The organism is Pirellulaceae bacterium (assembly GCA_019636385.1).
Taxonomy (GTDB): Bacteria; Planctomycetota; Planctomycetia; order Pirellulales; family Pirellulaceae; genus Aureliella.
Window position 1 is genome coordinate 706,739 of record JAHBXT010000001.1, and the last position, 12,109, is coordinate 718,847.

General features: G+C 56.2%; 9 protein-coding genes. 1 reads left to right on the forward strand and 8 read right to left on the reverse strand.

The genetic code is table 11. The annotated features are described in order from the left end of the window. Nucleotides 1-3 precede the first annotated feature (3 nt). The 8 genes from preA to KF752_02780 form a co-directional block, all read right to left on the reverse strand. Nucleotides 4-1,395: an NAD-dependent dihydropyrimidine dehydrogenase subunit PreA gene (preA, locus tag KF752_02745; GenBank protein MBX3420454.1), complete on the reverse strand. Its 1,392-nt coding sequence runs from the start codon at nt 1,393-1,395 to the stop codon at nt 4-6. Between the two features lie 7 nt (nt 1,396-1,402). Beyond that, the gene (locus KF752_02750) at nt 1,403-2,722 is read right to left on the reverse strand and encodes an NAD(P)-dependent oxidoreductase (GenBank protein ID MBX3420455.1); all 1,320 of its coding nucleotides are present in this window, start codon (nt 2,720-2,722) and stop codon (nt 1,403-1,405) included. A gap of 156 nt (nt 2,723-2,878) precedes the next feature. Continuing rightward, nucleotides 2,879-4,357: a CoA-acylating methylmalonate-semialdehyde dehydrogenase gene (mmsA, locus tag KF752_02755; protein ID MBX3420456.1), complete on the reverse strand. Its 1,479-nt coding sequence runs from the start codon at nt 4,355-4,357 to the stop codon at nt 2,879-2,881. Between the two features lie 88 nt (nt 4,358-4,445). After that, nucleotides 4,446-5,849 carry a dihydropyrimidinase gene (gene hydA, locus KF752_02760; protein MBX3420457.1) on the reverse strand — a complete coding sequence of 468 codons (1,404 nt, stop codon included), beginning with the start codon at nt 5,847-5,849 and terminating at the stop codon, nt 4,446-4,448. A gap of 201 nt (nt 5,850-6,050) precedes the next feature. Beyond that, complete coding sequence (locus tag KF752_02765; GenBank protein MBX3420458.1) at nt 6,051-7,406, reverse strand: aspartate aminotransferase family protein; 1,356 nt, start codon at nt 7,404-7,406, stop codon at nt 6,051-6,053. 2 nt (nt 7,407-7,408) lie between these two features. After that, nucleotides 7,409-8,914 carry an NCS1 family nucleobase:cation symporter-1 gene (locus tag KF752_02770; protein ID MBX3420459.1) on the reverse strand — a complete coding sequence of 502 codons (1,506 nt, stop codon included), beginning with the start codon at nt 8,912-8,914 and terminating at the stop codon, nt 7,409-7,411. Nucleotides 8,915-8,927: 13 nt separating this feature from the next. Continuing rightward, nucleotides 8,928-9,794, reverse strand: a complete 867-nt coding sequence (locus KF752_02775) for an acyltransferase (protein ID MBX3420460.1) — start codon at nt 9,792-9,794, stop codon at nt 8,928-8,930. Nucleotides 9,795-10,041: 247 nt separating this feature from the next. Beyond that, nucleotides 10,042-10,803, reverse strand: coding sequence for a HAMP domain-containing histidine kinase (locus tag KF752_02780; GenBank protein MBX3420461.1), 762 nt, complete (start codon nt 10,801-10,803; stop codon nt 10,042-10,044). 461 nt (nt 10,804-11,264) lie between these two features. Here KF752_02780 and KF752_02785 point away from each other — a divergent pair, with 461 nt between their 5' ends. Next, nucleotides 11,265-12,086 carry a hypothetical protein gene (locus KF752_02785; protein ID MBX3420462.1) on the forward strand — a complete coding sequence of 274 codons (822 nt, stop codon included), beginning with the start codon at nt 11,265-11,267 and terminating at the stop codon, nt 12,084-12,086. Nucleotides 12,087-12,109: the final 23 nt, after the last annotated feature.

The window sequence follows — 12,109 nt, forward strand, 5'->3', positions numbered from 1 at the left end:
GAATCAATGGACAGGTGGCCGAATGTGCTCGACTTGGCCGACGGCTAGTCTTTGTTGGTATTCACGCCACGACATCGCTGGAATGTCGGAAGGGCGCTCGACCATGTCGATGCAGCCGCTGACGGGGCAGACAAAGCTGCACAAGTTGCAGCCCACACAAGTCGCTTCTTGGATGGTGTATACGTTGACTCGCCCATCACCCAGCCCTGGCATGAATTGGCTGCGGCCACTGCGCTGCAGCTGACTCGTTGCGCCCGCGCCATAGGTGGCGAGATACTGATCGATCGGCGTCGGCAGGAGGCGGATCGACTGATGAGCACCGTCTTCGCAAGCCGCATAACACAGCCCACAGTGGATGCATTTCTGTTGATCGATTTGAGCGACCACCTTGTAACCCAAATTCAAATCACCCCAGTCGCCGACGCGCTGCACGCTAGCGCCTCGAAAATCGTCCAGGCGTTGGATTCCCTTGCTCATCATCCAGTGTTGCAGGCCGGATATCATTTGATCGACTATGCGGAAGCCAAAGTGCATGGCTGCCGTACACACCTGGACAGTGCTAGCCCCCAACAACAGGTGCTCGACCGCATCTTGCCAGGCCTGAATTCCGCCAATGCCGGAAATGGGCCGGCATATCTCCGGATCGCTAGCGATGGCATGGACCATATTCAGCGCAATCGGCTTGACTGCCGGTCCACAGTATCCGCCGTGGGAACCGCGACCTTGGACGTGAGGTATCGGCTGGAAGGTGTCGAGATCGATGCCGATAATCGAATTGATCGTATTGATCAGCGACAAACCGTCCGCACCGCCGCGAGCTGCCGCTCGACCAATCGTGCGCACATCGGTGACATTAGGTGTCAGCTTGACCAGCACGGGAGTCGTGGCAATCTCCTTAACCCAGGCGGTAATCATCTCGGCATACTCAGGCACTTGACCGACAGCGCTGCCCATACCGCGTTCGCTCATGCCGTGCGGGCAACCGAAATTCAATTCCAGTCCGTCACAACCGGTGTCTTCGGCTCGGCGTACGATGTCATGCCAGGCCTGCTGTTTCGACTCGACCATCAGCGACACGATGACAGCGTGATTTGGGAAACGTCGCTTGGTATCGGCGATCTCGCGAAGGTTTTCGTCCAAAGGTCGATCACTGATGAGTTCAATATTGTTGAAGCCCATCATCCGGCGACCGTCGTAATCCAAGCTTCCGTAACGCGACGAAACGTTGACTATCGGCTCGTGGCTGATGGTCTTCCAAACTACGCCTCCCCAGCCGGCCTCGAAGGCGCGGCAACATTGGTCGCCGGTGTTGGTAGGAGGTCCGCTGGCAAGCCAAAAAGGATTGGGCGAGCGAATGCCGGCGCAGTCACAGGATAAGTCGGGTAGAGGCTGCATGATCGAATTACTCCTTGGCAGCCAGCGACCGGTGGATCGCCCGGGCTGCCTGCTTGCCTTGTTCCACCGCGTTCACAATTTCCGCTCCCCGGCTGACACAATCACCGCCAGCGTACAACCCTGGAATTGGTGTCGCCAGCGTCTGCGGATCGACCAGCACTCGGCCGCGGTCAATGGCCGCCGGCTGAAATTGCGCCAGCAAGTCCACGATGGGCGATTGCCCCAGGGCTTTGACCACCATATCGCAAGGCAGTTCAAATACATCGTTCGCTTTGCCTCCAGCATCATTCGTGCCGGCGCGGGACAATCGTATCGCCACCAGCTTGCCCGACTCGATTACAAACTCGACCGGCTGAGCGAACCACTCGAAGTGCACGCCATCGGATTTTGCCAGTTCGTATTCGTACGCATAAGCAGGCATATCTTCCCAGGAACGTCGATAGGCAATGGTCACGCGCTGAGCTCCCAACCGCACGGCGGCTGTGGCCACATCAATGGCGGTATTGCCGCATCCCAGCACCACTACATGTTGACCTACCTGACAATCGGCAAAGCCGGTGGGTTGGTGCATTTGGTAGATGAACTCCAGAGCTTCCCAAACGCCCGGACTGTCTTCGCCTGGAATTTCAAGTCGTTGTGTGCTGCCCAAGCCAAGTCCCAAAAATACAGCGTCAAAGTCAGCCAGCAGCTTCCGGAGAGTGGCACCATCGATAGCTTGACCGAGTCGCAATTCAACGCCCATGTCGAGGATCGGCTGGATTTCTGCGAGCGAGAACTGGCGAGTCAATTTGTAGGCTGCGATCCCCAGCGTGTTGAGTCCTCCGGGGACATCGCGGGCTTCGAACACCACCGCCTCGTGTCCAGCCCTCCGCAGCTCGTGAGCGCAAGACAATCCGGCTGGTCCCGCTCCGACAATGGCGACTCGTCGTCCAGTAGGCGGACCGGGCTGGAAAAATCGCAAACCACGATCCAACGCGAAGTCGGTGGCATAGCGCTGCAAGCGGCCAATTTGAATCGGGGCCCCCGCGCGGGCGCGATCTACACAGGCGCCCTCGCACAGCACTTCCGTTGGGCAGGCCCGGGCGCACGAACCGCCAAAGATGTTGGCATCCAAGATGGTTTGTGCCGCACCAGCCACATTGTGATGCAGAATCTGCCGTATGAACCGGGGGACGTCGATGTGCGTGGGGCAAGCTCGCGTGCAGGGCGCGTCGAAGCAGTACAAACAGCCAGCCGCCTCGACGATAGCCTGATCGGCCGTATAGTTGGGATGCAGATCGGCAAAGTTTTCCGCCAATTGTTCGGCTGTTAGTGGAGTTCGATTCATGATGTTCTTGTTCACGATTATCAACTAAATCCGCACCATCTTAGGCAAGCGGTCAAGTGAGTATACCAGTTGCCACCGCACCAGACGGAGGCGAACTGAGGTTCCACCCTCCGGCGAGGGCAGCTATACACGATAGCTTCAAATGCGTGGCTCGCCTTAGCTCATCCAATTTGACCGATGCTTGTCGGTCCACTTCGTAGTGATCTTCTTAGTCTTGCTCCAGAATTCAAAGCAGCCCTGGCCGGTAAGGTCACCTTGGCCAAACGAACTAGCATTCCAACCCCCAAACGGAAACGGTTCGCGCGGCACTGGTACTCCCACATTGACACCCACCATGCCGGCACTTGCCCGCTGACAAAAATAATCGGCAACTTCGCCCGAAGAGGTGTAAACGGCGGCTGCATTGCCATACGGATTCTGGTTTTCGATTCTCAGGGCCTCGTCCAGCGACGCACAACGAACAACGGTCAACGTGGGTCCAAAGATTTCATCGCAGCTCACTTCATGATCCGGCTGGGCGTAATCAAAGAGAGTTGGTCCCAAATAATTGCCGCCAGTGGGAGCGGCCGGATCGATCGCTCCGCGACCATCCACCAGCAATTTTGCACCGCCCTGACTATCGACTCGCTGAATGTATCCGGTGATTCGCTCGAGCGCATTGTGACTGATGATCGCACCGATGTCACGACCAGCACGCATGCTGCGAAAGCGGTCGGCGATGCCGTCGATGATGTGCTGCGTGTCACCTACAGCCAACAGGACGCTAGCTGCCATGCAGCGCTGGCCAGCACATCCAGTTGAGGAAGCCACCACATTGGCTATCGTCATCTCGGGGTCGGCATCTGGCATTACAATCAAATGGTTTTTGGCCCCGCCCAACGCCTTAACCCGTTTTCCGGCCGCGCTGCCGCGGCGGTAAACCAATTCGGCAACTTTCGTCGAACCCACGAAGCCGATCGCGGAAATCAGCGGATGATCGCAGATGCCTTCGACGATGTCTCGCGCGCCTTGGACGACTGAGTAAACGCCAGCCGGCAAACCGGCCTGGTCCAGCAATCGGCCCAGCGCCAGCGGGCTAAGCGGGGTTTGCTCAGATGGCTTGACGATCACCGCGTTTCCCATGGCCAGCGCCGTGGGCACCATCCACAACGGTACCATCAGCGGAAAATTAAAGGGAGTAATGGCCGCCACCACACCCAGCGGAAAGCGCGATAATTTGCACTCCACTCCGCGACTCACTTCCAATACTTGCCCGGCAGCAATTTGAGGCAGGCTGGTCGCGAATTCGATACACTCGACGGCTCGAGAAATCTCGCCACGCGATTCTGCATCCAATTTGCCATTTTCGCGGGTGATCAATTGAGCCAACTCGTGCGTATGCTGCTCGATCAGCGTTTTGAGTCGAAATAATACCTGGATGCGATCCTTGAGCGACTGACCACTCCAGGCGCGCTGCGCGACAGCAGCGGCTTGCACGGCAGCATTCAATTCGTCGCGGGTGGACATCGACAGCTCGCCCAGTGACGCTCCATCGACGGGCGAAAGCAATTCGCCTCGCTCAGACGACATGCTGTCGCACTGCTTGCCACCCACGAAGTTGGGAATCTTGCGCACCGTTAACAATGTTTGCAACATATATGTCAGTTCTCACTGGAGTTCGATAACGAAACGCGACTACCGCCTGCACTCAGCTTCATGCATCATCCTACACATGCGTGAACGATTACCCACCGGCTGACCGTCGAGCCAGCCACTGTCCGCGGCCCTCGTTGCCAACTACTTTGTAGTTGTCGACGATCACCTCTCCGCGAGACAGCGTGGTGCGAGCAAACCCAGCCAGTTCCATGCCTTCGTAGGGATTCCAATCAGCGCCGGTCTCCATCGTAGCTGGGTCAACCGTGAATTTGCGTGTGGGATGGATAATTACCAGGTCCGCATCAGAGCCAATTTGTATAGCTCCCTTTCTGGGCGCCAGCCCCATGACGCGGGCTGGATGGTGACACAATACATCAACCATTTGAGCCAATTCCAGTCGGCCTTCCAGCACTCCTGTGGTGTACACCACGGGTAGCAGCGTTTCCAGGCCCGGCATTCCCATGGGAATTTTCGTCCAATCGCCGTTCCACATCGCTTTCTGCTGGCGCGTAAAGGTGCACGTATCCGTGGACACTACAGACACTTCACCGTCGCGCAGCCCCTGCCAAAGCCGCGCGATGTCGGCGGGCTTTTTGACTTGCGGACAGCATGCATATAGATGTCCATCCGGTCGCGAAAAAACCGAGTCGTCCAGAATCAAATACTGAGCGCATGTTTCAGCGATCACTGGCACGCCACGAGCCTGCGCTGCCTTGACAATGTCCGCACCCTGGCCTGTAGACATGTGCACAATGTACAACGGCCCGCCAGTGATTTCACACCAAGTTACGGCTCGCTGGATCGCTTCGGCTTCAATGTAGTTGGGCCGAGTCATGGCGTGCAACTGGGCTCCGTACTGCTGCATGAGCTTGGGTGTATGATGTCGTGCAATCAGCTCATCCAGTACTCGCGATGATTCGGCATGCACCAGCAACATGCTGCCCAGCTCAGCCATCTTTTCCAGCGTGCCGAACAGCGCCCGATCATCCGACTGCCAGCCTTCGCTTTGGTAGATCATGAACTCTTTGAACGTGGAGAACCCGCGCTGGACCATACCTGGAATCTGCTGTCGATGTTGATCCCAGTTGGTGATACACACGTGAAACGTGTAGTCGATCAACGCCTTGCCTTCGGCTTTCTTGTGCCAATTGTCGACCGCTTCGGACAGTGATTCGTATCGCCCTTCTTTGGCATAAGGAATGGCAAAGTCGATCAGCGTCGTCACGCCACCACGAGCTGCCGCACGCGTACCCGTGCGATAATCGTCCGATGACGTCGTGCCACAAAACGGTAGCTCCAGATGTACGTGAACATCCAAAACGCCCGGCATTACCAGATGACCACTCGCGTCGATAATCGTATCGGCACTGGCGCTATCGGCCAGGTTCTGACCAATCGCCGTGATCTTGTCGCCCGCAATACCAATGTCAGCCTGAACAATCCCGCCAGGTGTTGCGATCTGGCCACCTGTTACTAGCTTGTCGAATCTCATGGCTGCCTCCGGAATGCTTGATGTGTCGTGAATGGCTCAGGGCAATGGTAGTCTACGCCAGCGGTGGACCGGCGCGAGTCAGTCTAAATTGCTCTCAGAGTTCTAACGTCAATTGATATTCACGTTGATATGTGGCGTAATCTGGTCCTGGCTCCGCTAGTTTCACCCGCTGCACCCTAAGCTGCTATGTCGCGGATCGAACTACAACTGGCTTAATCCATAGTCGATGGCTGCGATGGCGTAGTCCACATCGGCCCGAGTAATGCATAGCGGCGGCTTGATGCGCAGCACGTTGCCGTACAGCCCACCTTTACCTACCAGCACGCTGCACTCGCGCAGCATCTCATGCAGGCGCGCCGTCTGTTCTCGGGCGGGTTGTTTGGTGCTGCGATCGGTGACCAGCTCCACACCCAACATCAGTCCCAACCCACGAACATCGCCGATGATCTCGTACTTATCTTGGAGTTGCAACAGTTGATCTTTGAAATAGCCGCCCACCTGCCGAGCATTTTCTTGCAAGCCATCTTCGTCGATAACGTCCAGCACCGCTAGCGCGGCGGCCGTACTAACCGGGTTTCCTCCAAAGGTATTAACATGCAGCCGCTGACGCATGGTGTCGGCAATTTCGGGGCGCGTGACTACGGCACCGATGGGCGCTCCGTTACCTAGGCTCTTGGCCATGGTCACGATATCGGGGACGACGGAGTAATTCTGGAAACCCCAGTAGTGCTCGCCTGTTCGCCCAAAGCCGGTTTGCACTTCGTCGGCGATGCACAAGCCACCGTGTTCGCGGGCAGCTTGATAGGCCTGTGGCAGGTACGATGGTGCTCCCGCCGTTGTTCCGCCCACGCCCTGAATGGGCTCAGCTATGAATGCGGCCAGTTTGCCAGTGGTACTGTACTGGATGACCTGCCGCAAATCGGCGACGCTATCCCGCGCGACTTGATCGGCATCACCGCTGAATAAACTGCGATACGGATCGGGGGCGGCAGCATGATACACGCTGGTTGTAGCGGCCGCTTCATATTTCCAGGTATGATGCGACGTGATGGACATGGTAATGCCCGATCCACCATGATAGCCATTGCGCAGGGCGATGACATCACGCTGCCCAGTATAAAGTCGAGCCATCAATATCGCCAAATCATTGGCTTCGCTGCCGCTGTTGGTAAAATACGCCACCTCTAAACCGGCCGGCAATTTTGCGGCCAGTTTCGCGCCCAGTTCAGCGACATTCGGGTGCAGATAGATTGTCGTTGCGTGCGGCAATAATCCTACCTGCTGCTGTACTCGCTGCACTATCTTGGGATGGCAGTGCCCACAGGAGACACTGACAATCCCGGCGAACAGGTCCAGGTATCGCTGCCCTGCGTCATCGAAGAGATACTGCATGTAACCTTCGACCAACATCAGTGGCCGTTGGTAATAGGTCAGCAGACCTGGATTCAGATAGCGTTGTCGTAACGCCCATACCTCGTCGCGCGAAGGCCCGGTGTATCGTCGTGGCTGATGGTCGCACTGGGGCAAACTGACGGCAAACTGGTGAGCTATCGACATATTCATGTTCCCCTGAGTGTGGCTTGGTGGCTAACAGCGGGAAAAAGTGTGCTCAGTGTGGCATGAGCAACACCCGCCACCAGCAATCCCGCAAACCATGCATAGGTATAGATGACATTCAGCACTTCTGGAATTTGCAAGGACTCACGGCCAACGACTTGCACGATAAACCCTGGCACGTTCACAGAAATACCCAGCGCCAGCGCGACCAGTGCTCGCCAATTAAAACCTGCCTGGTAGCGATAACGGCCTGTGACTTGGTAGAGTTCATCCACATTCAAATGACCGCGACGAATCAAGAAGTAGTCGACGATCATTACTCCAGCAATTGCACCCAGCAATCCGCCGTAGCCAATCAGCCACGTAAAAATGTAACCGCTCGGATCGGCAATCAGTTTCCATGGCAGGATGCCGATGCCGATTACTCCGGCAATCAAGCCACCCAGCTTGAAGCTGATTCGTCGTGGCCACAAATTGGAGAAATCGTTAGCTGGCGACACGATGTTGGCCGCAATGTTGGTCGAAAGCGTGGCGACAGTCAGAGCCAACAGGGCCACGCCGACCAAGACTGGATTGCCAAACCTGCCTACCAAGTCCACCGGCTGCCAGATCGCCTGACCATAGATCAACACCGAAGCGCAGGTCACCGCGATTCCTATAAAGCTGAACAAGGCCATGGTTGAAGGCAACCCAATCAATTGCCCGAGCATTTGATCACGCTGCGAGCGCGCGTATCGCGTAAAGTCGGGGATATTCAGCGACAGTGTCGCCCAGAAGCCCACCATGGCTGTGAGATTCGGACCAAAGACACGCCAAAAATCAAACTCCTGGACCTCTTGCCCGCGAATCTGCTGGATGACCTGAGGATCAAACAGGGCAGCGGGTCCGCCGGCTGTGCGCACGGCCCAGACCAGCAGCGCCAGCCCCGAGATCAACAAAAACGGGGCAGCCAAATTCTCCAGCCATTTGATGCTGTCGATGCCCATCAGGATGATGGCCATGTTGACCAGCCAGAACAGCAGAAAGCACGACCAGTGCCCAAGTGTTAAGCCCAACCACGGGCCGCTGCCGACTTCGGCGGCTGAAAATCCAAAGATCACGACATGCAGCGTGTAGATGGCGGCACCACCGATCCAGGTTTGAATGCCAAACCACCCGCAAGCCACCAGGGCGCGCATCATTGCCGGTACGTTGGCACCCAGCGTTCCGAACGAGGCACGCAATAAAACTGGAAACGGAATTCCATAGCGTGTGCCGGCGTGCGCGTTGAGCACCATCGGGATCAACACAATAAGGTTGCCCAAAGCGATCGTCAGCATCGACTGCCCGATCGACATGCCTTGGGCCACAAGTCCAGCGGCCATCATGTAGGTGGGGATGCAGACCGACAACCCGACCCACAGCGCAGCGATATTCCACACAGTCCACGTGCGATGCTCCGGCGGTACCGGCGCTAAATCGGGATTGCACAGCGGAGAATCGCGAAGGGCCGTGGAATCTGGTGTCATGTACGATCAACCACTAGGGTGCGGTCAGGTCTTGATAGCTGTCGGGACGGCGATCGCGGTAAAACTGCCATACGTTGCGGACTTCGCGAATCATCTCCAAATCCAGGTCGGCGATCACCACATCATCCTCCAAACGCTTGCCTTCGGCCATGATCTGACCGCGAGGATTGGCAAAATACGACTGTCCGTAGAACTCGCCCATGTTCCAAGGCTGCTCGGTACCCGGACGATTGATCGCGCCGACATAGTAAATATTGTTGGCCGCCGCAGCCGTCTGCTCCAGCTTCCACAGGTACTCGCTCAGCCCAGCCACCGTGGCTGATGGATTAAAGACGATCTCAGCACCGCCCAGCCCCAATGCGCGCCAGCCTTCTGGAAAATGGCGATCGTAACAAATGTAAACACCCACCTGACCGACTTGGGTGTTGAACACCGGATACCCCAAGTTGCCCGGCCGAAAGTAAAACTTCTCCCAAAAACCCGGCTCACAATGCGGCAGGTGCATCTTGCGAAATTTACCTAAGTACTTGCCATCCGCGTCGATGACGGCAGCCGTGTTGTAGTACACGCCCGTCATCTCTTCTTCGTAGATGGGTACCACCAATACCATATGGTGTTTGGCGGCGATCTGTTGCATCAGTCGCGTCGTTGGACCGTCAGGTATCCGCTCGGTGATGTCGTACCATTTTCTGTTTTGTTCGGCACAGAAATACGGTCCGTAAAACAGCTCCTGCATACAGGCAACTTGCGCGCCACGCTGAGCGGCCTGGTCCAACTGAGCTACCACGCGATCGATCATCGCCTGCTTGATGACGTGAACATCGCTAGAATCCGAACAGAGTTTCGTTTGTATCAATGCGCCGCGAACGATGCGTGCCATAAGCCTAGTCCTTGTGTTGTACGGTCATCATAGCGAGTATCTGGACCAGTTGATACAGGCAAGATGCCTTGGAATTGCAGAAAACCAAGCTAGTAGCGGTGACCGTGCACACACTTGCTCGGGTGGGACAAGCGGAGCTGGTGCGAGGCTGGTCGTAACAACCACCAGGTGCATTCAGTGTTAAGGTTCATGCAATCGTTACCTGGTCCAGCTCCGCACCGACCCACCCGCTACACTTCACCACCCGCTACACTTCACCACCCGGCGAGCGCTCGCCTAGCCGAGCCGGCATCGGGAATTCGAGAACAAATTTGGTGCCGCGGCCAAGCTCGCTGTGCACGCTGATCCGGCCCCCGTGGGCCTCGATGATCTTGCGCGCGGTCGGCAATCCCAGGCCAGAACCACCATGCTTGGTCGAGTAGAATGGATCAAACATGTGAATGGCCGTGTTGTCTTCCATGCCACAACCGGTATCGATCAAGTCGATGGCGACACCGCGCGGCGTGATGTACGTCCTGACGATCAACTGTCCGCCATCTTCCATCGCCTCAAGTGCGTTTTTTACCAGATTGACCAACGCGGCTTGCAGTGAATCGCTATGCAGCAAGACACTGGGGAGGTCTGGATTCAAATAGCGCAGCAGTTCGACGTGTTGCTTGTCAGCTTGCGCTTGGTACATGTTCAATACATTGTCGACCTGTTCGTTCAGATTGCCAGGAGTCATCTGCAAGTCGCGCAGCCGAGTATACCGCAAGAAGTCGCGGAGTAGATTCTCCATACGCTGACACTGCTGCCGAATAATGTCCACCTTGGCTTCGGCACGCCGCCGACCTGGCCACTGAGCCTCCGTCAATTCCTCACTCAACAAGTCAGCATTCATGTGGATCACCGAAATCGGATTCTTGATTTCGTGAGCCAATGAACCCGCCAACTCGGCCAGCTCTAGATAGTGCCGCTGAAGCGGATCAAACTGGTCGTCGTCGGGCAAACCGTTTTCTTGTTGATCCATACTGGCAGGAAGCTGCGTTTGCGCAGGTGATAGCTGTCAACGAATTTTGTAACTCAAGGTGGAACATTATACCGACGTTGACAAACGTCGCTGCGCATCGGCGCTTGGGCGTCGGTTACCGCCTCTGCGTCAATGTTAACCAGTCACGCGCACCCACCGTCTTGGCGACGCTAACCCTGGTCTTCAGATTCAATTTGGCGGTTCTATCGCCCAGTCTGGGCGGCTAAAAACAGAATAATCGGCAGGTTCGGAACAGCCACCTTGCTTTACCCAGCCTCCACAAACCGCTTATTTCCCTAAATTCATTGACAACAATTCGGCTACCCAACTATGATTAGGGATGTCTGTCCGCGCATGTCGGTCCACCTATACGGGTGGATTAGCCTGACGGCGGTTGAATGAACTAGTCTGTTCCAAGAAAACTGGCTGAACGCTTCCAGCCATCTCAAAGGGATTGCAGTATGACTCTGCTTGGAAAAGTGTTTACACTCACCATCCTGGTGTTGAGTGTGATCTTTTTTTCGGTTGCCGTAGCGGTCAATTCGACGCACATCAACCAAAAGAAGGAAGCGGAAAGACAGAAGACACTGGCCGATAATGCCACGCGCGAGAAGGAGCAACTACAAGGGTTGCTAGAGAGCCTCAAACGCGAGCTGGCAATTGAGCAGATGGCGCGGCGCACTGCCCTGGCCGCACTACAGACTCAGGTTAGTGCGTTGGATACCGAACTGTCGGCCAAGGAAAAAGAGTTGCGTGACCTGCAAACCGCGCATACCACACTGACGGCTGCAGAAAAATCGACCACCGAACAGTTGGCCGCTCGCAGCCGAGAAAACGAACAACTGCGTGAACAGATCAAGAACACGCGCGATAGTCGCAATCAACTGGTGCAAAAGCTGGTCGCAGCTAAAGACGAATACAATCGACTCCAGGGTTCGTTTCAAACTCTGCAGGAGCGCGCCGTGCAGTTGCGACTGGAGAACAATCTGGTAACGCAGAAGCTGCAAGTACTAGGTTTCAAACCCGATACCCTGTTGGACGCGCCTCCAGAAGTCAAGGGTGAAGTATTGGATGTTGCTTCAAACGGCTTGGTGGTGGTCTCGCTGGGACGCGACGACGGCATTCGCGAGGGCTTTACCCTGGAAGTCCATCGCTCTGGCCAGTACCTGGGTCGCGTCAAGGTGAAGACGGTCCGCGACGACAAAGCGGTAGCTGAGGTTCTAACCGGCTATCAAAAGGGTTATATCCGCGCTGGTGACAGCGTCAATTCCAAACTTTTCTAGCTCGCCGATTGGGCCGTTATGAA

Coding starts and splice junctions, on each gene's coding strand:
- KF752_02780 (MBX3420461.1), bottom strand. CDS start 10,803: ATGGATCAACAAGAAAACGGTTTGCCCGACGACGACCAGTTTGATCCG.
- KF752_02785 (MBX3420462.1), top strand. CDS start 11,265: ATGACTCTGCTTGGAAAAGTGTTTACACTCACCATCCTGGTGTTGAGT.
- KF752_02775 (MBX3420460.1), bottom strand. CDS start 9,794: ATGGCACGCATCGTTCGCGGCGCATTGATACAAACGAAACTCTGTTCG.
- preA (MBX3420454.1), bottom strand. CDS start 1,395: ATGCAGCCTCTACCCGACTTATCCTGTGACTGCGCCGGCATTCGCTCG.
- mmsA (MBX3420456.1), bottom strand. CDS start 4,357: ATGTTGCAAACATTGTTAACGGTGCGCAAGATTCCCAACTTCGTGGGT.
- hydA (MBX3420457.1), bottom strand. CDS start 5,849: ATGAGATTCGACAAGCTAGTAACAGGTGGCCAGATCGCAACACCTGGC.
- KF752_02765 (MBX3420458.1), bottom strand. CDS start 7,406: ATGTCGATAGCTCACCAGTTTGCCGTCAGTTTGCCCCAGTGCGACCAT.
- KF752_02770 (MBX3420459.1), bottom strand. CDS start 8,914: ATGACACCAGATTCCACGGCCCTTCGCGATTCTCCGCTGTGCAATCCC.
- KF752_02750 (MBX3420455.1), bottom strand. CDS start 2,722: ATGAATCGAACTCCACTAACAGCCGAACAATTGGCGGAAAACTTTGCC.